The organism is Candidatus Izemoplasmatales bacterium (assembly GCA_041649275.1).
In the GTDB taxonomy this organism is placed as follows: Bacteria; Bacillota_I; Bacilli_A; order Izemoplasmatales; family Hujiaoplasmataceae; genus UBA12489.
In genome coordinates this window covers 365,004-385,653 of record JBAZNL010000001.1, presented here as the reverse complement: position 1 = coordinate 385,653, position 20,650 = coordinate 365,004, and the positions used below count along the sequence as shown (strand labels likewise).

Sequence of the window (20,650 nt, the reverse complement as noted above, 5' to 3'; positions counted from 1 at the left end):
ATCCGCCGCCACGGTTTCGGGTTATAATGAAAGCGGCACGACAAGCCGACGGAGGATGAGACGATGCAGAACGAAATCAAGGAGAGAGTTCCGCTGTTCGACGCGTCCGGGCACCTAGCGAATCCCGGATTCGCAAAGCGGATGATGTTCGAGTATGCCCGGAAGGACGTGAAGGCGTCCTCGTGGCGCATCAAGGAATGGGATTATTACGCCGTCCTGACGGACGACTTCGGATTCTCCTGCACGATCGCCGACTTGAGCTACAGTTCGCTCGTGAGCGCGAACTTCTTCGACTTCAGGACCGGCGCATATCTCGCCAAGAGCAAGATCGGATGGTTCACCTTCGGAAAGCTCGGACTCCCCGCCTCGTCCGCGGCCGGCAGCGTCGGCTATCACGACAAGCAGTTCGATTTCGACTTCGTCCGCGACGAACGCGGACGAAGGCTTCACTGCCTGATCCGGTCCTTCTCCGCCGAGGGCGACCTCGAGGCCGACATCCGCCTCGAAGCCCCCGACGACGACTCGATGGTGATCGCAACCCCGTGGCAGACGAAGAAGCCGCGGTTCTACCTGAACCAGAAGATCAACTGCATGCCGGCGACGGGAACCGTGAAGATCGGCGATACCGTGCGCACCTATCCTGCCGGCGCCTCCTGGGGCGTCCTCGACTGGGGCCGTGGCGCCTGGACCTACAAGAACACCTGGTATTGGGGAAGCGCCTCCGGCCTGGCGGCGGGCATGCGCTTCGGCTTCAACATCGGCTACGGTTTCGGCGACACGTCGAAGGCGTCCGAGAACATGATGTTCTTCGACGGGAAGGCCCACAAGCTCGACCAGGTGACGTTCCGCCTGGACGAGACGGACGTCACGAAACCGTGGACCTTCACGTCCAACGACGGCCGCTTCGAACTGACGATGACGCCGATCCTCGACCGGCAGGACGACATCAATTTCGTCATCATCAAGAATCTTGGCCATCAGGTGTTCGGCCGGTATTCGGGCTGGGTCGTGCTCGACGACGGCTCGCGCCTCGAAGTGAAGGATCTGCTCGGCTTTGCCGAAAAGATCACGAATCATTACTGAGGAGGTTCACCATGAACGACAGGGAAATCTACGAAGCGATCCTCGACGACGACAACGTCGCCAACATCCTCATGACCGACGACGACGGCCGCGTCTTCGAAATGGCGCAGCTCGGCACGATGCCGATGCACGACGTCGTCTACGGCATCCTCGAACTGCTCAAGATCGACGGCAGGGACGTCACCGAAGAGGAAGCCGGGCTGGTCATGCTCGAACTCGACTGCGACGACGACGGCGAGGTCTATGTCTCCACGGTCGAAGACGACGACCTCTTCGACGAGGTCCTCGAGGCATTCAACGCGCTGCCCGAAGAATGAGGAGACGCCCCCATGAAGAGGGGGGCATGCCAGAACGGAACCATCATACAGGAAAGCGGGGACATCCATGGATTTCAAGGAAAAGGCGAAGGAAATCAGAAGGTCGATCATAAATATGATCGGCCACCTCGGCGTCGGGCATATCGGCGGATCGCTCTCGATCGTCGACGCGCTCGTCGTCCTCTACTACAAGCACATGCGGATCGATCCGCGGAATCCCAAACTCGAGGGCCGCGATCGTTGCATCATCTCCAAAGGCCACAGCGGGCCGGCACTCTACGCCGTACTCGCCGACAAGGGTTATTTCGACAAGGCGCTGCTCTTGACGCTGAATCAGCCGGGAACGAAGCTGCCGAGCCATTGCGACATGAACCTGACGCCCGGCGTCGACATGACCACGGGGTCGCTCGCGCAGGGCTTTTCGGCCGCCGTCGGCGCCGCCAAGGCGTCGAAGATCGTCGGCGACGGAGCGCGGATCTACACCATCATCGGCGACGGCGAGTCGCAGGAAGGCCAGGTCTGGGAAGCCGGGATGTTCGCCGCGAACGCCGGTCTTAACAACCTGATCGCCTTCACCGACGACAACCGCTGCCAGATCGACGGGGACACCGACGCGATCAATCGCGTCGAACCTCTAGTCGACAAATGGGCTGCCTTCGGCTGGAACGTGATCGACGTGAAGGACGGCCACGACGTCGACGCGATCGACCGCGCCGTCGTCATGGCGAAGCGTTCGCGCAAGCGCCCGACGATGATCATCCTCCATACGATCAAGGGCAAGGGCGTCTCGTTCATCGAGGCGATGGGCTACCCGAACCACAATTTCAACATTTCCAAAGAGCAGGTCGCGGCCGCTCTCAAGGAACTGGAGTAGGGTGATCGGAATGTACGAGAACATGGAAATGCGCCAGGCCTTCGCCCTGGAACTCGACAAGTACATGGCCGCCGACAAGCGCATCTGCGTCGTCGATGCCGACCTCTCCAAGGCCAACGGCCGCGCCCCGCTGCACAAGAAGTATCCCGACCGCGCCTTCAACGTCGGCGTCGCCGAGGCCAACATGATCGGCGTCTGCGCCGGCCTCTCGTCCTATGGGATGATCCCGTTCGCGTCGTCGTTCACCCCGTTCGCGACCCGGCGCGTCTGCGATCAGATCGCGATCAGCTGCGCCTACGCCAAGCAGAACGTCAAGATCATCGGATCCGACCCCGGGCTGTCGGCCGAATTCAACGGCGGAACGCACATGTCGGTCGAGGACATCGGCGTCGTCCGGAGCATCCCCGAAGTGGTGATCTTCGAACCCGTCGACAACACCCAGCTGGTCAAGGCGCTCCCGCAGATCATCGCCCATCGCGGCGTCGTCTACATCCGCATGTGGCGGAAGGTCACCCCCGACGTCTTCAGGGACGACTACGTCTTCGACCTGTTCAAGGCGGACGTCGTCAGGGAGGGTTCCGACGTCACGATCTTCTGTTCGGGAATGATGGTCGACAAGTCCCTCAAGGCGCGCGCGATCCTCGCCGCCGAAGGAATCGATGCGGAGGTCGTCAACGTCCACACGATCAAGCCGATCGATCGCGAGACGGTCGTGAAATCGGTCCGCAAGACCCGTTGCGCCGTCTCCGCGGAGAACCACAACGTCGTCGGCGGCCTGTATTCGGCGCTCGCCGAGGCGATCGTCGCCGAATGCCCCGTGCCGATGGAGGCCATCGGCATCCAGGACCGGTTCGGGCAGGTCGGGAAGCTCGCCTATCTCGTCCCCGAATACGGGATGACGGAAGCCGACATCGCGGCTGCCGCGCGACGCGCGATTTCGCGCAAATAGAAGTCAAAATCGCGACGGGATGTATCCCCGACTCCGATTTTGTGTTATGATAGTCGATGGAATCCGAGAAAAGACGACAAAGGAGAGAATCCATGAACATCTTCTATTGCAAGCACTGCAAGCGCATCGTCTATACGTACTATGGTGGCGGGACCCTGACCTGCTGCGGCGAAGAGATGACCCTGCTTCAACCGAAGACCACCGATCTGGGAAACGAGAAGCATCTCCCCGTCGTGGAGCGGCTGTCGCCGGACCAGATCAAGGTCACGGTCGGCAGCGTCCTTCATCCGATGACTCCCGAACACTACATCCAGTGGATCTTCGTCGCCCAGGACCATGCGTTCCAGATCAAGACCTTCGAACCGGGAGAGCATCCGGCGAAAACTTTCGCCGTCGAACCCGGCAAGGAAGTCAAGGTCTTCGAGTTCTGCAACCTGCACGGGCTCTGGGTCACGGAGCTGAAATGATCGGGATCGACGAAAGCGAAGGCAGCGACGGTTCGCGTTGAACCGCCGCTTTTCAGATGCAAGACGGTCCGGGCTGCGACGCCCGGATGCATGAGAGGTGTGGGAGCCAATGGCATTGATCGATTTTCTCAAATACGTTTTCCTGGGCATCGTCCAGGGATTCACCGAAGTCCTTCCGGTCTCCTCGAGCGGGCACGTCGAACTGTTCGTATCCCTGCTCGGCATCGACATCGACGAGAACCTGCTGTTCCAGATCGTCATCAACACCGGTTCGCTCCTCGCCTTCCTCGCCATCTTCGCGAAGGACATCGTGCGACTGGTCGTCGACACGGTCGAGTTCGTCTTCGTTCCCTCGCGCCGCGAGGATGCGCGTGAAGGCTTCCTGTTCACCGCGAAGCTCGTCATCGCCTCGATTCCCGCCGCTCTCGTCGGTTTCCTCCTGAAGGATGCGATCGACGCGGCGCTCGGGACCTACGGGACGCTGCTTTCGGGCATCGGCCTGCTTCTGACCGCGACCATTTTGCTTATGACTTCGTCGTTCCGGATCCGACGCGGACGCACCGGCTTCTCGTTCGTCGACGCCGCCCTGATCGGGACGGCCCAGGCCTTCGCGCTGATCCCCGGCATATCGCGTTCCGGCACCACCACCGCGACCGCCATCCGGCGCGGCATCGGTCTGGAGACGGCCCTCCGCTTCAGTTTCATGATGTACATTCCGGTCTCCGTCGGATCGCTCCTGTTCGCCGTTCTCGATTTTCTCGAAACGCCGGAATCCATGCCTGACGCCCTGACGATCTCGAGCTATGTCGTCGCCTGCGCCGCCGCGGCCGTCGCGACGTTCATCGCCTACCGCCTCGTCTTCAACGCCTTCAAATCGGGACGACTCCGCCTCTTCAGCACGTGGTGCTTCGCCGCCGGCGCCCTGTCCCTGCTCCTGTTCATCATCCACCGCTAGTGTTCCTGACCCCTTGAAAGGAGTCGACAACCATGGACTTCAGCGTTCTCGACCTGCTCAAATACATCCTCCTCGGCATCGTCCAGGGAATCACCGAAGTCCTGCCGATCTCTTCCTCGGGACATGTGGCGATCGCCCAGACGTTGTTTTCGATCGACACCGACCAGGGCATGCTGTTCCTGATCGTCGTCAACGTCGGCTCGCTCGTCGCGATCGTGATCCATTTCCGGAAGACCATCGGCCGGCTGATCGTCGGCTTCGTCAGGTACGTCATCCGGCCGGCTGATCGCGCGCTCTATGCCTCGGAATTCCACTATTGCATGAAGATCGCGCTCGCTTCGATTCCGCTCGGACTCATCGGTCTCACCCTGAAATCGCGGATCGAAACGGTCTACGCCGAATTCCCGATGATCATCGTCGGTCTCGGCCTGCTCGCGACTGCGACCGCGCTGTACCTCGTCCGCAACGCCTCCTACCATAACGGACGACAGGAAGTGACGTACCGGGATGCGACCTACATCGGTCTCGCGCAGATGTTCGCGATACTCCCGGGTCTGTCCCGCAGCGGCAGCACGACCTCGTCGGCCCTCGGACGAAAGCTGTCGATGGAGACGGCGCTGATCTTCTCGTTCATGATCTACATTCCCGCGTCCATCGGATCGTCGCTGTATTACGGACTCGAGATCGCCGCCGATCCGACGACCCTCGGGTTCGATCCCGGCGACGTGCATCAGTATCTGTATTATGCGGTCGCGCTCGCCGCCAGTCTGATCGCGACGCGTTTCTCACTCAAGTTCATCTTCCGGCTCTTCCGCGCCGGGAAGCTCGTCTATTTCAGCGTCTACACCTTCGTGCTCGGCATGGTCGCGTTCATCGCCGGCCTGATGACCTTCTGAGCGGAGAAATCGCGATTCGTTGCCTTTTCGCCGATCCCGGCGTATAATGAAAACACCCAAGGTCAACATGCGCAACCCAAAGGAGAAACCCCAACATGGATGAATTCAAGCAAGTCGAAGCCCCCGTCGAAGAGGGAATCACGCTCGCGGAACTGGTCCGGATCGTGTGGAACAACATCACGATCGTCTTCCTGACCACGCTCTGGGTGACCGTCATCGGCATCGTCTACACGTTCGTCATCGTCAATCCGAAATACACGGCCGAGACCACGCTGATGGTCCAGGTCGACATTTCTGCGACCGTCACGAGCGAGCAGTCCGCCATCACCATCGCGCAGAACCTGATCGCCACGTACAAGGCGTTCGTCGTCTCCGACAAGGTCCTCAATACCGTCATCGCGGACATCCCCGAACTCGAAGGGGTCAGTCCCGGGAGCTTGAAGGAATCCATTTCGGTCAGCACCACGACATCGGTCCTGATCATCTATATCGAGGTCGTGAACGAGAATCCCGAACTCGCGTCCCGGATCGCCAACCAGCTGGTGGACAATTCGATCGCGATCGCCAATGAACTCGTCGACGACGGCACCGGCAACCTCGAACCCGCATATACGCTGTTGGCGAACAAGCTCCGCACGCTCGATGTCGCCATCGTTCCGACGGCCGCCTCCTCGCCGAACAAGGTCCTGAACGTCGTCATCTCCTTCCTCGTCGGCGGCATCCTGTCGCTCGGCATCATCTTCGTCAAGGAACTCTTCAACAACAAGTTCCAGAGCACGCAGGATATGGAACGCTACCTGAACATCAACGTGATCGCCGCCGTCCCCGGCTCGATCAAGGAACGGAAGCTGGTGGACTAGATGGAATTCTTCGAATACAAGAACGTCGTCATCGAGAATCCGAATTCCTCCGAGGCCGAGGCGTACCGCAAGCTTGAACTGAACATCGCCCTCGCCGGCCTCGACCACCGCATCCAGGTGATCCAGTGCACCTCCGCCACCCCCGAAGACGGGAAGACCACGACCTCGATCAACCTCGCCGCCGTCTACGCCGAGAAGGGCAAGAAGGTCATCATCCTCGACTTCGACCTGCGCCGTCCGAAGATCCACCGAGCCTTCCATCAGCCCAACGACCGCGGCTTCTACGACTACGTGATGGAGAATGCCGACTACCACGACCTGATCGTGCACGACGAATCGAAGATCGACGTGCTCCTCTCGGGCAAGCACATCTCCTTCCCCCACATCGCGCTGTCCTCGGCCCGGACCTCGCAGCTGATCGAATCGCTGCGCACCGAATACGACTACATCGTGATCGACACTCCGCCGGTCCTGTCCGTCACCGATCCCGTCATCGTCGCCAGACTGGTCGACGGCGTCGTCTACGTCGCCGCCTACAACAAGACCCGGAAGGACGATTCGCGCGAAGGTCTCCGCATTCTCCGATCGAACAACATCAACGTGATCGGCGGCGTCCTCGCCAACATCGACGTCCGGAAGACCAAGCACTACGGCTATCACGGCTACTATTACTACGGCTCCGACGACAAGAAGACGGGCAAGTAAAGGAGCGTGACCGGCATGATCGACGTCCACGCGCATGTTCTCCCGTTCGTCGACGACGGCTCGCCCGACGTCGAATCGTCGCTCGCGATGCTTCGGGAACAGGCGTCGCAGGGCGTGACCGTGCAGTTTCTGACGCCTCACTACTATCCGTTCCGCGGGTATGTCCGTACCGCCGCGGACAACCGTGCCGTCTTCGCGGATTTCGTCAAGGCCGCCGAAGGCATCGGCGTCCGGCTGATCCTCGGCAACGAGATCTACTATACGATCGAAACCCTCCGCGATCTCCGAAACGGGACCGTGATCCCGCTCGGGACCTCTCGTCACGTGCTCGTCGAATTCTCGATGGCCAAGGAAGAGGAGGACATCGCCGAGGCGATCCACAATCTCAAGTCGATCGGGTACGTCCCGATCGTCGCCCACCCGGAGCGCTATCCCTACCTCGGCGAAGTCTCCGATTTCGAGATCATCCGACGGATGGGCGGGCTGATCCAGTTGAACGCCGCCTCCCTCCTCGGCAAGTACGGGACCACGATCCAGAAATTCTGTTTCCGACTCCTGAAGCTCGGACTCGTCGATTTCGTCGCCTCCGACATCCACAAGTTCCGCAAGCATGACCTGGCGGAAGCGTACGCCCTCGTCTTGAAGAAACTCGGTCAGACGGTTGCGGACCGCGTCTTCGCAAATACCCGCGTTCTCGTTTGAAACGTCCCGCTGCGGCGGGATTTTTCATGAAAACCGTCGGAATCCGAATAATTCCGTCGCAAAAATCACAAAAAACACATAGTGGACGGATATAATGAAAGCGTGGAGTCGGGATCGTCCTTTCTCCATACTCCCCCTATCGATGAAATCCAAATCGATCCCGAGATCCCAGATCATCGCGCGGCGGTCCGACGTTTCGGATGCGCCGGACCGCGCGCCCTCCACGCCCCCAGGACTTGTTCAAGTCTTTTATTTTCGAAGGATGTGTGATGAATAGATGAAAAACATGAATGTTTTAGTTGCGGACGATGAGTTCCGCATCCGGAAACTGCTGGCCGAATTCCTGGTTCGCGAGGGGTATCGCGTGATCGAAGCGGAGGATGGCGAACAGGCCATCGACCAGGTCTTCAACGCCAAGTCGAAGATCGACCTGGTGATCCTCGACGTGATGATGCCGAAATACGACGGCTGGTTCGTGCTCGAGCGGATCCGCGAGTTCTCGACCGTTCCGGTCGTGATGCTCACCGCGCGGAGCGACGAATACGACCAGCTCAAGGGATTCAAGCTGGGCGCGGACGATTACGTCACGAAGCCCTTTTCGCCGTCGGTCCTGATGGCCCGGATCAACAAGCTGATCCGTCGCGAGAAGGTCGAGGTCGACGAACTCAAGTTCGGCGCGATCCGGATGTCGCTCGCATCGCGCGAGGTCTTCGTGCATGGCGGCAAGATCGAACTGACGCCGAAGGAGTTCGAACTGCTCAAGTTCTTCATCGACAACAAGGGCATCGCGCTTTCCCGCGACAAGATCCTGAACGCCGTCTGGAACTACGACTACTTCGGCGACCTGAGGACCGTCGACACGCACATCAAGCAGCTGCGCGCCAAACTCGGCACCGCCGCGTCCTACATCTCGACGGTCCGGAGCATCGGCTACCGCTTGGACATCGAGAATGAGAACCTCGATTAGAAGCCGCCTCTTCCTCATCATCTACGGGATCGTGCTGGCGTTCATCGCCGGCCTCATCCTGCTCAACACGGTCTTTCTCGAAGGTTTCTACACGAGCAGCCGGCAGCGGACCCTGATCGCCGCGTTCTCCGAACTGCAGGCGGTCTCGCTGACGGAAACGGGTCTTGTCGCGACCGTGAGGGAAATCGAGAGTTCCTACAACATCGGGGTCCAGATTCTGAAGCAGACCGGCGTCGACCCGGGCACGCCGGGCGAGTCCGGTCTGCCGCTGTCCGCCATGTACGACCGCATCTACGGCGACTCGTACGCGATCCGCGACGGCGTCATCGCCGCCATCATGCGCCAGTTCAACGATGCGGAAGAAAGCGGATTCGAATCCGTGACCGTCTCCGACGACGTATCGTACGTCGCCTACATGACCGAGATCGTGATGGCGTTCGCCGGCGACGCACCGGAAAATCCCCGCCTGCTCGCGCTCTGCGTCGGCCAACTCCAGAACGACGGCCGCTACGTCTATTACATCCTGACCGTGACGATCCAGTCGATCCAGGACTCGATCGGCATCTTCAACACCTTCACCGTCATCATCGCCGCGGTCTTCATGGTGGCTTCCGGTGTCGCCGTCGCCGTCTTCAGCAAACGCTTCACCCAGCCGATCCTGCAGATGAACGCGGTCACCCAGGACCTCGCCGCGCAGGACTTCTCGAAGAAGGTCGCGCTGTCGACGAAGGACGAACTCGGCGATCTCGGGGTCTCGATCAACAAGATGTCAGAGCAGCTCGAGACGTCGATCCGCGACCTCAAGCGCGCCAACCAGCAGCTCGCCGACGACATCGAACTGAAGACGCGCATCGACACGATGCGCAAGGAGTTCATCGCCAACGCATCGCACGAACTGAAGACGCCGATCTCGCTCATCCTCGGATATTCGGAGGCGCTCAAGCTGCCGGGTCTCGACCAGCTCACCATCGAAGAGTACCTCGACATCATCATCGACGAGTCCAACAAGATGAACAAGCTGGTGATGTCGCTTCTCAAGATCAGCCAGCTCGAGAGCGGATTCCAGCAGTACAGCGTCGAACCGTTCGCCGTCCGGGGGCTGGTCGAGGAGACCCTCAAGCCGTTCTCGATCAAGTTCGCCGAGAAGGGCGCGACCGTCGAAGTCGACTGCGACGACCTCGAGGCCGTCTCCGACTACGATGCGATCCAGACGGTCTTCGGAAATTACCTGTCCAACGCCCTGAACCACGTCGACGGCGCCAAGCGGATCCGCGTTTCCGTCAAGCCGGATCCCGCCGGAAGGATCCGCGTCGAGGTGTTCAACACCGGCAAGGGCATTCCCGAAGAGTCCATGACGCGCATCTGGGAAAGCTTCTACAAGGTCGACAAGGCAAGGACCCGCGCCTATGGCGGGCAGGGTCTGGGGCTCTCGATCGTCCGCATCCTGCTCGAGAACCTGCATTCCGCATACGGCGTCGAGAATCGGGACGACGGCGTGCTGTTCTGGTTCGACCTGCCGCCCGCTCCCTCCGAACAATGATCCGCCGCGCCCACCCCGGGCGCGGTTTCGTTTTTTCCCGTTTCCGATGAAAGCAGTCCGTTTCATCGACAAAGGTCGGCGGGTCTCCTTGTATTTGCATCCCGCCTATGATAAAATCTATCGGTAATGGAGTCATCGGAAGGAGGCGGTCCCGCGTGAAGAAAGGCAAATCGATCCCGATCGGCGAATACATGAAGAACATCCGGATCGTCCAGTTCATGGTGGCCGACGCGGTCTCCGTCGCCTTCACATACGCGCTCGCGATCGTCGCCATGATCCTGCCGCCGTTCTCCGCCGGCATCGGTCCCGACCAGGTCCGGACCTCGCTCATCGTCCTTCCGATCATCGTCGTCTTCAAGCTCGTGATCTATTATTTCGCCGATCTCTACAAGCTCGTGCTCGAGAACGTCGGGCTCGACGAGATCTTCCGGATCTTCATCGCCGTGATCGTCACCGACCTGGCGATCTTCCTGTTCTTCTTCGCCATCCGGAACTTCTTCTTCATCCCCGACCTCCTCTTCATCTTCACCGCCGTGTTCGAGGCGATCCTGCTTTCGGGAACGCGCATGCTCAAACGGATTCTGCGCTATCTCGCCTACAAGCAGAAGCCGCACGGGGGACGCCGCACCCTGCTCGTCGGCGCAGGGGCCGGCGGCAAGCTCGTCTGCGACGAGTTGCGCAACAACGACACCCTCTCCAACTATCCGATCGCGTTCGTCGACGACGACCCGATGAAGATCGGCAAGATCATGTCCGGCCTGCCGGTGTACGGTCCCGTCGCGAAGGTCCCCGAACTGATCGACGAACTGAAGATCGAAGAGGTCATCATCTCGATCGCCAACATCGATTCGGAACGTTTCCAGGAGATCATCAAGATCATCGCCGAACGTCCCGTCAAGATCAAGCGCCTCCCGAAGTTCAAGGAACTGAAGAAAGAGTCGCCGAAGACGCTCCTCGAAGTCAACGTCGAGGACCTCCTCTCGCGCGACGTGATCGATCTCGACGCCCCCGGCATCCGCGAATTCATCCAAGGCAAGCGGGTCATGGTCACCGGCGCCGGCGGATCGATCGGCTCCGAACTGGTGCGCCAGATCGTCGCGTACGAACCGGCCGAGATCATGCTCGTCGACATCTATGAGAACGGCGTCTACGATCTCCAGATGGAACTCAACCGCCATTTCGCCGAAGAGGGCGTGGTCCCCGTCAAGCGTTCCGTCCTGATCGCTTCGGTCTACAACTACGATCGCATGAAGGCGATCTTCGGACGCTTCCGACCGGAGCTCGTCTTCCACGCGGCCGCCTACAAGCATGTCCCGTTGATGGAGGACTCCGCCGTCGAGGCGGTCCGCACGAACGTCCTCGGCACCTTCAACGTCGCCCGTCTGTGCCACGAGTTCAAGGTCCGCAAGATGGTTCTCGTCTCCTCCGACAAGGCCGTCCGGCCGACGAACGTGATGGGCGCGACCAAGCGCTTCGCCGAGATGGTCCTGCAGCACTGGGGAGAGAAGTCGACGACGAAATACTCCGCCGTCCGGTTCGGAAACGTGCTCGGTTCCAACGGATCGGTGGTGCCGCTCTTCAAGCGCCAGATCGAGGCCGGCGGTCCCGTCACCGTAACCGACCGCAACATCATCCGCTACTTCATGACGATCCCCGAGGCCGTCGGCCTCATCCTCCAGTCCGCCACCTACGCGAACGGCGGCGAGATCTTCATCCTCGACATGGGCGAACCGGTCCGGATCATCGACCTCGCCGAGAAGATGATCATGCTTTCGGGAAGACGACCCTACATCGACATCGACATCAAGATCACCGGTCTTCGCCCGGGCGAGAAGCTCTTCGAAGAACTCCTCGTGGACAAGTCGAAGGACCACATCTCGACGGCGAATCGGAAGATCTTCATCGAACGCGCCCAGGATCCCGAGGACATCGATGCGGACATCGAATTCATCCGTTCGGCGTTCGAGGGTCTCGACAACCTCGAGATCAAGGAGATGGTCCATCGGTTCGTTCCCACCTATACCATCAAGGATTAACACGCCGTCGGCGTGTTTTTTTTGACTCGATTTGATATAATGAAGAAGGGTGAGACCATGGAGAAAGCCAATATCCTCAAAGTCGGCGAAACCATCCGGCTCGAGATCAAGAAGCAAGGCATCAACGGCGAAGGCATCGGCTATCACGAACAGCTCGCCGTGTTCGTGCCCGGCGCGCTCGCGCAGGAACTCGTCGACGCCGAGATCGTGGCGACGAAGCCGGGATTCGCGATCGGCCGGCTCGCGACCATCGTCAAACCCTCGCCGCGACGGGTGGTTCCGCCATGCCCATACTACGAGAAGTGCGGGGGCTGCCAGACGCAGCATCTCCAATATCAGGAGCAGCTGAAGAGCAAGCGCCATCTTCTGCGTCAGTCGCTGAAACGTTACACGACCCTCGATCCCGACCGGATCGACATCCGGAAGACGATCGGGATGAAGGATCCCTTCGGCTATCGGAACAAGTCGCAGATGCCGTTCTCGAACACCAATTTCGGCCTGTCGCTCGGCCTGTATGAAGCCAACACGAACCATTTCGTCCAGGTCGACGAGTGCATCGTCCAGGATCCCGTCGTCAACCACGTGAACCGCGCCGTGCTCGAGATCCTGGCCGAGGCGAAGTACGTCGCCCACGACCACATGAACAAGGAAGGCATCCTCCTCAACCTCGTCACCCGCCACATGGCCTCGACCGGAGCGGTCCAGGTCGCGATCGTGGTGACCGAGAAGCCGGAGGGGATATCCGCCGTCGCCGCACGGATCATGAACGGTCTGCCCGAGGTCAAGTCGGTGTTCCTTTCGGTCAACGCCGCGAAGAACCCATCGATGTTCGGACACACGATCGAACTCCTCCAGGGCGTTCCCCAGATCGAGGAGCGGATCGGCGACCTCGTCTTCAAACTCTCTCCCGACGCGTTCCACCAGCTCAACACGACGCAGATGCTCGTGCTTTACGAAGAGATCCGCAAGGCCGCGGCCCTGACCGGTAAGGAAACGGTCCTGGACTGCTATTCTGGCATCGGCATCACGACGATCATGCTTGCGGCGTCCGCCGCCCAGGTCATCGGGGTCGACTACGCGGAATCGTCCGTGCGCGACGCCAAGCAGAACGCCCAGCTGAATCGCGTCAAGAACGTCTCGTTCGTCCAGGATCGGGTCGAACGCGCGCTTCCGCTCCTGCTTGCGAAGAAGGGCGTGCCCGACGTGATCGTCTTCGATCCGCCGCGGACCGGCATCGACGACGCCGTGATCGCGGAGGTCGTCAAGGCGAAGGCGCCTCGTCTCGTCTACGTCTCATGCAACCCGTCCACCCTCGCCAAGAACCTCCACGACCTCGAACCCTACTACGACATCTCCTACATCCAGCCGATCGACATGTTCCCGCATACGGCGGGCGTCGAATCGCTCACGCTTCTGTTAAGAAAGAACGCCTAGGACGTCTCGTCCGCAAGAACACGCCCCATCCCACCAAGGAGGAACATCATGAAGACCGATCTTGAACTCGCCCAGAAGGCCAAACTGAAGAACATCGCCACGATCGCCGCCAAGATCGGGCTGAAACCGTCCGATCTGGAATCCTACGGTCGTACCAAGGCCAAGATCTCCTTCGACGCGATCGAATCACCCCGCTTCGACCGCCGGGGCAAGATCATCCTCGTGACCGCGATCACCCCGACGCCCGCGGGCGAAGGCAAGACGACCACCACGATCGGTCTTTCCGATGCGATCAACCGACTCGGCCGCAAGGCGATCGTCTGTCTCCGCGAACCATCGCTCGGACCGGTCATGGGCGTCAAGGGCGGCGCCACCGGCGGCGGCCGCGCCCAGGTGCTGCCGATGGAGGACATCAACCTGCACTTCACCGGCGACATCCACGCCGTCGGCGCCGCGAACAACCTGATCGCCGCCGTCATCGACAACCATCTGTTCCAGGGAAACGCCCTCGGGATCGATCCCGCGACGATCACGTGGAAGCGCGCCATGGACATGAACGACCGCGCCCTGCGCCAGATCCGCGTCGGTCTCTCCTCGGCGAAGGAAACGCCGCGCGACGACGGGTTCGAGATCACCGTCGCCTCGGAGATCATGGCGGTCCTCTGCCTGTCGAAGGATCTGTCCGACTTCAAGGAACGGGTCTCCCGGATCGTCGTCGCCGACGACGTCAGGGGCAATCCCGTCACCGTCGGCGCCCTCAGGGCCGCCGGCGCGGTGACGATGCTCGTGCGCGACGCGATCAAGCCGAATCTCGTCCAGACCCTCGAGGGCAATCCGGCGATCATCCACGGCGGCCCCTTCGCCAACATCGCCCACGGCTGCAACTCCGTGATCGCGACCTCGTTTGCGAGCCGCGCCGCCGACTATGTCGTCACCGAGTCCGGCTTCGGCGCCGATCTCGGCATGGAGAAGTTCATGGACATCAAGACCCGCGTCCTCGGCAGGATGCCGTCCGCGGTCGTCGTCGTCGCCAGCATCCGCGCCCTCAAGCATCACGGCGGCGCCGGCAAGAACGACCTGGCCAAACCCGATCCGAAGGCGCTGCGCGCCGGACTCCCCAACCTCGAACGGCATCTCGAGACGGTCGCGGCGTTCCGCGTTCCGGCCGTCGTGGCCCTGAACCGCTTCGGTACGGATACCTCCGAGGAACTCGCCGTCATGAACGAATGGGCGGCGGCCCGCGGCGTGTCGCTTGCGATCTCCGACGTGTTCGCGCGCGGCGGGGAAGGCGGGGAGGATCTGGCGAAGCGCGTGCTCGCGGTCGCCGACGCTCCCGCGGATCCGCTGTCCGCGCCGCTGTATCCGCTCGATGATCCGATCAGACGGAAGATCGCGACGATCGCGACGAGGGTGTACGGTGCCGGCAACGTCGTCTATGCCGAGAAGGCCGAGAAGCAGCTCGAGAAGTTCGCCGAACGCGGATGGGAGCATCTGGCCGTCTGCATGGCGAAGACCCCGCTTTCGATCACCGACGATCCCAAGGTCTTCGGCCGTCCGAAGGATTTCACGATCACGATCCGCGAATTCAAGCCTTCGGTCGGGGCCGGCTTCCTGGTCGCCCTCACCGGCGAGGTGATGACGATGCCGGGGCTTCCGAAACAAGGCGCCTACGAAGAGATGGACGTCGTCGAAGGCCGCATCGTCGGCCTGTTCTAGGAGACCGCCGTGAAGCGGGTTCTCGTACTCGGCGGCGCCTCGTACGACGAGATCGTGCGTCTCGAGCGGCTGCCGGATCCGAAAAGCCAGACCGTGTTCGGAAACGGCTGGCGCGCGGTCGGATCGACCGGCGCCGGCAAGGCCCTGAACCTCACGAAACTGGGTGTCCCGAACACGCTGCACGCGACCGTCGGAAACGATCCGGACGGGCGCGCGGTCCGCGACTATCTCGACCGCCAGGGGGTCCGTGCGGTCTACGACGAAGTCCCCGTCACGGACCACCACGTCAACCTCATGGACGGAGAAGGGAACCGGCTCTCGATCTTCACGGTGCCGGATTCCGACCCCGCCGCCATCGATATGGAGCGGATCGAGCGTCTCGTCGACGCCCACGACCTCGTCGTCCTCAACATCATCCCCTACACGAAGCGGCTGATTCCGATGATCAGGGCGCACGGGAAGGAGATCTGGACGGACCTTCACGACTACGTCCCCGGGAACCCCTACTACGATCCCTTCATCGAGGCGGCCGACGTCATCTTCCTCTCCTCGGACCGGACCGCCGACCATCTGCGGCTGATGGACGACTGGCTCGCGGCCGGGAAGCGGCTCGTGGTCGTCACCCACGGGAAGAACGGGGCGGCAGCGAAGACGAAGGACGACGGCCTGCTGTACGAACCGATCATCCAGACGTACCAGCTCGTCGACAGCAACGGCGCCGGCGACGCCTTCTTCGCCGGATTCCTCTATGCCCATCTCAAGGGCGAGCCGGTCAGCCGCTGCCTCTGCTACGGAACGGTGGCGGGCGGCGTGACCGTCGGATCGCGCGAACTGGTTGCGGATGAACTTTCACCGGACTACATCGAGACGATGGTCCGGAACAATTACTGACGGAGGATATCATGGCCACAACGATCAAGGATTTGACGGGAAAACTGCGTTCGCTCGGACTCAAGGTCGTGAAGACGATCGAGAAGGGCGTGAGCGACACGCGCAAGGGCATCGAGAGCACGATCCTCGAGGACGAACTCCATCGCCGCTTCAATCTCGAGAATCCCTATCGCTTCGAAGTGCGGGATCCGAACGCGAAGCCGAGTCCGCTTTCGGGGTGGATCGCGCGCAACGCCAAGCGCTACGACGAGGACGACCTCTTCGTCTTCTACGGCGATCCGGAACGCAACGGCCTCGAAGCGGGACAGATCGTGAAGGACCTGGCCGACGGTGCCGAGTACGTGATCGTCAACGTCGTCGCGGTCGCGATCGGCGTCACCTACAAGGACCAGACGCACGACGTCCCGGCGACGGCCGTCCAGTGCCGGATGCTCTGATGGCGGCTTCCGACCGCAAGACCGAGTTCATCGGTCTTTTCAACCAGTTCGTCCATCGCGAGGGGGCCGACAAGCTGCTCGAGTACCTGACGTCGCCGGCAAGCGACTTCTTCACCGCGCCGGCCTCGACGCGCTACCATCTCGCCAGCGAGGGGGGACTCGTGGAGCATTCGCTCAACGTCTACGCCTGCCTTCGGGACTATGCGGCCCGCGGTCGCGTCAAGAGCGAGTACGGACTGTCGTTTTCCGACGAGACGATCGCGATCGTCGGTCTGCTCCACGACCTCTGCAAGGTGAACGTCTATCAGAAGTCGACGAGGAACGTCAAGGACAAGAACGGCAACTGGCAGTCCGTGCCATCCTATGAGTACAGCGACCCGCTTCCCTACGGTCACGGCGAGAAATCGGTCTACATCATCTCCGGGTTCATGCGTCTGACCCGCGAGGAGGCGTTCGCGATCCGCTACCACATGGGGTTCTCCGCCGAAGGCGAGAAATCGAACGTCTCGCAGGCGTTCGAACAGTTTCCGCTTTCGCTCGCGCTCTCGATCGCCGACCTCGAGGCGACCTTTTTCCTCGAAGCGCGCCAATAGGCGCGGGAAACCCTTCGGGGTTTCCTTTTTTTGCGTTCCGCTCCGGCGCGCGCGTGATATAATGGTCGTGATCGATGCAGAGGGGGAGGCGGATGGCGATGATGGCGAACGACCTGACGAAAGGGTCGATCCTGAAGAAGATCGTCCTCGTGGCGCTGCCGGTGCTCCTTTCGTCGATCGCGCAGATGGCGTACAACCTGACGGACATGTTCTGGATCGGACGCGTCGATCTGATCGGCCTGTCCGAACAGGCCGCGATCACCGGCGTCGGCACCGGCGGCTACGTGACCTGGTTCGCCTTCGGCATGATCCTCGTGGCGAAGATCGGCACGAGCGTCAAGGTGTCGCATGCGACCGGCGCGAAGAACCTCGCGGACGTCGAACGCCACGCCGGCGCCGGACTGGCGCTCGCGCTCATGCTCGGAATCGCCGTCTCGCTGCTGGTCTTCCTGTTCCGGGCCCGGATCGTCGGCCTGTTCGCGATCCCCGATCCCGTCGCCGCCGCCTACGCGTCGACCTACGTCTCGATCTGCGGCGGACTCCTGGTGTTCCAGTTCGTCTCCGCCGGATTCGCGGCCGTCTACGAGGGTCTGGGCAAGACCTCGACCAACCTCGCGGTGATGGCCGTCGGACTCGTGATGAACATCATCCTCGATCCCATCCTCATCCTCGTGTTCCGCATGGGCGTCGCCGGCGCCGCGATCGCGACGGTGATCGCGCAGGGATGCACCCTGACGACGTACATCGTCCTCTATCTCGCGAAAACGCGCAGGCACGTGCGGATCCGGCCGTTTCCGATCGAAGGGAGCACGGTCCGTGCGATCGTCCGGATCGGATTCCCCGCCGGTCTTCAGAGCATGTTCTTCACGTCCATCTCGATCGTCGTCGCACGCATGATCCTTCTCAACTTCGGAACCGACGCGATGGCCGCGTCGCGCGTCGGATCGCAGATCGAGCAGTTCACATGGATGATCGGCGGCGGCTTCCAGACGGCGATCACGGTCTTCGTCGGACAGAATTTCGGCGCCGGCCAGTTCTCCCGGATCCGCCGTGGCGCGGCCGGCCTGACGGCCATCCTGATGACCTATGCGATCGCGGTCGCAATCGTGTTCGCGCTCAAGGCTGAGACGCTCGTGCGCCTGTTCGTCGACGACCCCGTCACCGTGATCCGATCCACCGAGTATCTCGCGATCATCAGTTTCGCGCAGCCGTTCATGATGCTCGAGTCGATCGGATCGGGTCTGTTCCACGGGGTCGGCCTGTCGAAGATCCCGTCGGTGTCGGGGATCGTCGGGAATTTCGCGCGCATCCCGCTCGTGCAACTGCTCATTCCCACGATGGCGCAGCTCGGCGTCTGGTGGGCGCTCGACATCTCGGATGCCCTGAAGGGCACCGTCCTGCTCTTCGCCGGAGTCATCCTGATCTTCCGGCTCGAAAGCGTCCACGCACGAAGAGAGAAGCGCAGGGTGGATCCCGCAACCGCCGCGACGGCGGCCTGAGCCGGGTGCCGGTACCGCTATTCGCTTGGTCGACGCCCGGCGCCGACGTTCGCATTCCGATGAAGGGGTGATTCCGTTGAAGACCGAGAACATGACCGCGAGACTCGTCTCGACGATCAAGAACGACGTCATCATGGGAAAGTTGAAAGCCGGCGAGAAACTGTTGCCGCTCCGGGAACTCGCGGAGGCGCACGGCGTCTCCCGCAGCGTCGTCAACGCCGCGATCAGTTCGCTCGCCGCGCAGGGATACGTCCGGATCGTCCCGCGGCACCACGTCGAAGTCGCCGATTTCCTGACGTCCGGGACGCTCGGAATCGTCGGCGACGTGATCCGGTCCGAGAATCACGCGCTGAAGCGCAAGCTGACGCAGGACTCCCTGTCGCTCCGCATGGTCCTCACGATCGATGCGGTGAAGACGATCGCGAACAGCGCGCGCACTTCCCTCCAGCCTCTCGTCCGGATTCTCGAGCGCGAACAGCAGTGGCTCGCGCATCCGATCAAGGACTACGCCAAGTTCTGGAAGTTCGACCAGGCCTTCAACGAGACGCTCGTGTCCCTCGGCGACAACTACGCCTATCGTCTCCTGTACCGCAACTACCGCTACATCGCCGACGGCCTGATCGTCATGTTCTTCCACAACCTCGACCTCATCACCTACCTGATCGAAAAACACCAGCAGCTCCTGTCGGCGCTGCGCGACCATGACGAGAAGGCGGCCGTCGCCATCGCCCGCGAGATGCTCTCGGCGGGCGCGAACGAAGCGCTCCGCTTCTATGCGTGAGGCGAGGCCATGCCCTGGTACGCGATCGCGGCATCGGCCGCCGTCCTGCTCCTCCTGATCGTCCTGGTCGCCCTCGGAATCCGCATCGCGTTCGGGGCGATGCATCCGCGGCGATTCTCGCTTCTGGAAACGCGCGCCCTGGAAACGGAACGCACGCCCGACCTGCTTCAGGACTACGATGCCTGGGAGAAGACGTCCTTCTTGGTGCGTTCTCCCGAAGGCTACGACCTCAAGGCCTATTATGTCCCCGCCGACGACGCGCCGGGAAGCCCGCGCCGCTTCGTCGTCGTTGCGCACGGGTTCACCTACACCCATCACGGTTCGATCAAGTACGCATCCGTCTTCAAGGACCTCGGCTATCACGTCGTGTTCTACGACGAACGGTACCATGGCGAGTCGGGCGGTCCGAACTGCACGCTCGGCGGACGCGAGAAGGACGATCTGCGGGCCGTCATCGACGCCGTCTGCGGGCGCTTCGGCTCGGACATCTTCCTCGGCCTCTGCGGCGAATCGATGGGAGCGGTCGCCGCACTCCTCGAACAGGCCGACGATCCGCGGGTCCGCTTCGTCGTCTCCGACTGCGCGTTCGCGGACCTGCACGACCAGTTCCGCCATCTCGTGAAACGCCATCCCCTGATTCCGGTTTGGCCGTGTCTTCCGATCGGCGAATGGATTTTCCGCAAGACGACGGGTGTCGACCCCCGCGGAGTCCGTCCCCTCGACGCCGTCGCGCGGGCGAAGGCACCGATCCTCTTCGTCCACGGCGAGGGTGACCGCTACATCCCGCCGGCGTCGGCCTCGCGGCTTTCCGCGGCCTGTGCCTCGCCATCCGTCCTCTGGATCGCGGGCAACGGCGCCCGCCACGCCGAGTCCTTCCGCAAGAACCGCGACGAGTACGTCGCGACCGTCCGCCGGTTTCTGGCGGAGCAAGCGCATCACTGACGATCG

Annotated in this window: 21 protein-coding genes; all 21 read left to right on the top strand. The window is 61.7% G+C overall.

Annotated elements, in window-relative coordinates; translation table 11 throughout:
- Nucleotides 1-63: 63 nt before the first annotated feature.
- The 21 genes from WC509_01800 to WC509_01700 all read left to right on the top strand — a co-directional run bounded on the left by WC509_01800 (nt 64) and on the right by WC509_01700 (nt 20,644).
- Nucleotides 64-1,083: a DUF2804 domain-containing protein gene (locus WC509_01800; GenBank protein ID MFA5006191.1), complete on the top strand. Its 1,020-nt coding sequence runs from the start codon at nt 64-66 to the stop codon at nt 1,081-1,083.
- An 11-nt stretch (nt 1,084-1,094) separates the two neighbouring features.
- Nucleotides 1,095-1,400, top strand: coding sequence for a DUF1292 domain-containing protein (locus tag WC509_01795; protein MFA5006190.1), 306 nt, complete (start codon nt 1,095-1,097; stop codon nt 1,398-1,400).
- A 67-nt stretch (nt 1,401-1,467) separates the two neighbouring features.
- The gene (locus tag WC509_01790; protein ID MFA5006189.1) at nt 1,468-2,274 is read left to right on the top strand and encodes a transketolase; all 807 of its coding nucleotides are present in this window, start codon (nt 1,468-1,470) and stop codon (nt 2,272-2,274) included.
- Nucleotides 2,275-2,284: 10 nt separating this feature from the next.
- Nucleotides 2,285-3,223: a transketolase C-terminal domain-containing protein gene (locus WC509_01785; GenBank protein MFA5006188.1), complete on the top strand. Its 939-nt coding sequence runs from the start codon at nt 2,285-2,287 to the stop codon at nt 3,221-3,223.
- 92 nt (nt 3,224-3,315) lie between these two features.
- Nucleotides 3,316-3,690 carry a desulfoferrodoxin family protein gene (locus WC509_01780; protein MFA5006187.1) on the top strand — a complete coding sequence of 125 codons (375 nt, stop codon included), beginning with the start codon at nt 3,316-3,318 and terminating at the stop codon, nt 3,688-3,690.
- A 109-nt stretch (nt 3,691-3,799) separates the two neighbouring features.
- The gene (locus WC509_01775; GenBank protein ID MFA5006186.1) at nt 3,800-4,645 is read left to right on the top strand and encodes an undecaprenyl-diphosphate phosphatase; all 846 of its coding nucleotides are present in this window, start codon (nt 3,800-3,802) and stop codon (nt 4,643-4,645) included.
- Nucleotides 4,646-4,677: 32 nt separating this feature from the next.
- A complete protein-coding gene (locus tag WC509_01770) occupies nt 4,678-5,541 on the top strand; it encodes an undecaprenyl-diphosphate phosphatase (protein MFA5006185.1) in 864 nt (287 codons plus the stop codon).
- Between the two features lie 95 nt (nt 5,542-5,636).
- Nucleotides 5,637-6,401 carry a Wzz/FepE/Etk N-terminal domain-containing protein gene (locus WC509_01765; protein MFA5006184.1) on the top strand — a complete coding sequence of 255 codons (765 nt, stop codon included), beginning with the start codon at nt 5,637-5,639 and terminating at the stop codon, nt 6,399-6,401.
- Nucleotides 6,402-7,106, top strand: coding sequence for a CpsD/CapB family tyrosine-protein kinase (locus WC509_01760; GenBank protein MFA5006183.1), 705 nt, complete (start codon nt 6,402-6,404; stop codon nt 7,104-7,106). It abuts the gene before it with no gap.
- Nucleotides 7,107-7,121: 15 nt separating this feature from the next.
- Nucleotides 7,122-7,808, top strand: a complete 687-nt coding sequence (locus WC509_01755; GenBank protein MFA5006182.1) for a CpsB/CapC family capsule biosynthesis tyrosine phosphatase — start codon at nt 7,122-7,124, stop codon at nt 7,806-7,808.
- Nucleotides 7,809-8,085: 277 nt separating this feature from the next.
- Complete coding sequence (locus WC509_01750; protein ID MFA5006181.1) at nt 8,086-8,775, top strand: response regulator transcription factor; 690 nt, start codon at nt 8,086-8,088, stop codon at nt 8,773-8,775.
- The gene (locus WC509_01745) at nt 8,759-10,315 is read left to right on the top strand and encodes a HAMP domain-containing sensor histidine kinase (GenBank protein MFA5006180.1); all 1,557 of its coding nucleotides are present in this window, start codon (nt 8,759-8,761) and stop codon (nt 10,313-10,315) included. The genes WC509_01750 and WC509_01745 overlap by 17 nt, the downstream gene beginning before the upstream one ends.
- Nucleotides 10,316-10,470: 155 nt before the next feature.
- Nucleotides 10,471-12,351 carry a nucleoside-diphosphate sugar epimerase/dehydratase gene (locus tag WC509_01740; GenBank protein MFA5006179.1) on the top strand — a complete coding sequence of 627 codons (1,881 nt, stop codon included), beginning with the start codon at nt 10,471-10,473 and terminating at the stop codon, nt 12,349-12,351.
- Between the two features lie 57 nt (nt 12,352-12,408).
- Nucleotides 12,409-13,785 carry a 23S rRNA (uracil(1939)-C(5))-methyltransferase RlmD gene (gene rlmD / locus WC509_01735; protein MFA5006178.1) on the top strand — a complete coding sequence of 459 codons (1,377 nt, stop codon included), beginning with the start codon at nt 12,409-12,411 and terminating at the stop codon, nt 13,783-13,785.
- A gap of 48 nt (nt 13,786-13,833) precedes the next feature.
- On the top strand, nt 13,834-15,501 hold the full coding sequence (locus WC509_01730) for a formate--tetrahydrofolate ligase (protein ID MFA5006177.1): 1,668 nt from the start codon (nt 13,834-13,836) through the stop codon (nt 15,499-15,501).
- 9 nt (nt 15,502-15,510) lie between these two features.
- Entirely contained in the window at nt 15,511-16,392 is an 882-nt protein-coding gene (locus WC509_01725) for a carbohydrate kinase family protein (GenBank protein ID MFA5006176.1), read from the top strand.
- Between the two features lie 11 nt (nt 16,393-16,403).
- Entirely contained in the window at nt 16,404-16,829 is a 426-nt protein-coding gene (locus WC509_01720; GenBank protein ID MFA5006175.1) for a hypothetical protein, read from the top strand.
- On the top strand, nt 16,829-17,422 hold the full coding sequence (locus WC509_01715) for an HD domain-containing protein (GenBank protein MFA5006174.1): 594 nt from the start codon (nt 16,829-16,831) through the stop codon (nt 17,420-17,422). The genes WC509_01720 and WC509_01715 overlap by 1 nt, the downstream gene beginning before the upstream one ends.
- Nucleotides 17,423-17,523: 101 nt before the next feature.
- Entirely contained in the window at nt 17,524-18,921 is a 1,398-nt protein-coding gene (locus WC509_01710) for an MATE family efflux transporter (protein MFA5006173.1), read from the top strand.
- Nucleotides 18,922-18,997: 76 nt separating this feature from the next.
- Nucleotides 18,998-19,702: a GntR family transcriptional regulator gene (locus tag WC509_01705; protein MFA5006172.1), complete on the top strand. Its 705-nt coding sequence runs from the start codon at nt 18,998-19,000 to the stop codon at nt 19,700-19,702.
- A gap of 9 nt (nt 19,703-19,711) precedes the next feature.
- Nucleotides 19,712-20,644: an alpha/beta fold hydrolase gene (locus WC509_01700; GenBank protein MFA5006171.1), complete on the top strand. Its 933-nt coding sequence runs from the start codon at nt 19,712-19,714 to the stop codon at nt 20,642-20,644.
- Nucleotides 20,645-20,650 lie beyond the last annotated feature (6 nt).

Excerpts from the sequence above, each read along its gene's own strand:
- WC509_01800 (MFA5006191.1), top strand. The coding sequence starts at position 64 with ATGCAGAACGAAATCAAGGAGAGAGTTCCGCTGTTCGACGCGTCCGGG.
- WC509_01795 (MFA5006190.1), top strand. The coding sequence starts at position 1,095 with ATGAACGACAGGGAAATCTACGAAGCGATCCTCGACGACGACAACGTC.
- WC509_01790 (MFA5006189.1), top strand. The coding sequence starts at position 1,468 with ATGGATTTCAAGGAAAAGGCGAAGGAAATCAGAAGGTCGATCATAAAT.
- WC509_01785 (MFA5006188.1), top strand. The coding sequence starts at position 2,285 with ATGTACGAGAACATGGAAATGCGCCAGGCCTTCGCCCTGGAACTCGAC.
- WC509_01780 (MFA5006187.1), top strand. The coding sequence starts at position 3,316 with ATGAACATCTTCTATTGCAAGCACTGCAAGCGCATCGTCTATACGTAC.
- WC509_01775 (MFA5006186.1), top strand. The coding sequence starts at position 3,800 with ATGGCATTGATCGATTTTCTCAAATACGTTTTCCTGGGCATCGTCCAG.
- WC509_01770 (MFA5006185.1), top strand. The coding sequence starts at position 4,678 with ATGGACTTCAGCGTTCTCGACCTGCTCAAATACATCCTCCTCGGCATC.
- WC509_01765 (MFA5006184.1), top strand. The coding sequence starts at position 5,637 with ATGGATGAATTCAAGCAAGTCGAAGCCCCCGTCGAAGAGGGAATCACG.
- WC509_01760 (MFA5006183.1), top strand. The coding sequence starts at position 6,402 with ATGGAATTCTTCGAATACAAGAACGTCGTCATCGAGAATCCGAATTCC.
- WC509_01755 (MFA5006182.1), top strand. The coding sequence starts at position 7,122 with ATGATCGACGTCCACGCGCATGTTCTCCCGTTCGTCGACGACGGCTCG.
- WC509_01750 (MFA5006181.1), top strand. The coding sequence starts at position 8,086 with ATGAAAAACATGAATGTTTTAGTTGCGGACGATGAGTTCCGCATCCGG.
- WC509_01745 (MFA5006180.1), top strand. The coding sequence starts at position 8,759 with ATGAGAACCTCGATTAGAAGCCGCCTCTTCCTCATCATCTACGGGATC.
- rlmD (MFA5006178.1), top strand. The coding sequence starts at position 12,409 with ATGGAGAAAGCCAATATCCTCAAAGTCGGCGAAACCATCCGGCTCGAG.
- WC509_01730 (MFA5006177.1), top strand. The coding sequence starts at position 13,834 with ATGAAGACCGATCTTGAACTCGCCCAGAAGGCCAAACTGAAGAACATC.
- WC509_01720 (MFA5006175.1), top strand. The coding sequence starts at position 16,404 with ATGGCCACAACGATCAAGGATTTGACGGGAAAACTGCGTTCGCTCGGA.
- WC509_01715 (MFA5006174.1), top strand. The coding sequence starts at position 16,829 with ATGGCGGCTTCCGACCGCAAGACCGAGTTCATCGGTCTTTTCAACCAG.
- WC509_01710 (MFA5006173.1), top strand. The coding sequence starts at position 17,524 with ATGGCGAACGACCTGACGAAAGGGTCGATCCTGAAGAAGATCGTCCTC.
- WC509_01700 (MFA5006171.1), top strand. The coding sequence starts at position 19,712 with ATGCCCTGGTACGCGATCGCGGCATCGGCCGCCGTCCTGCTCCTCCTG.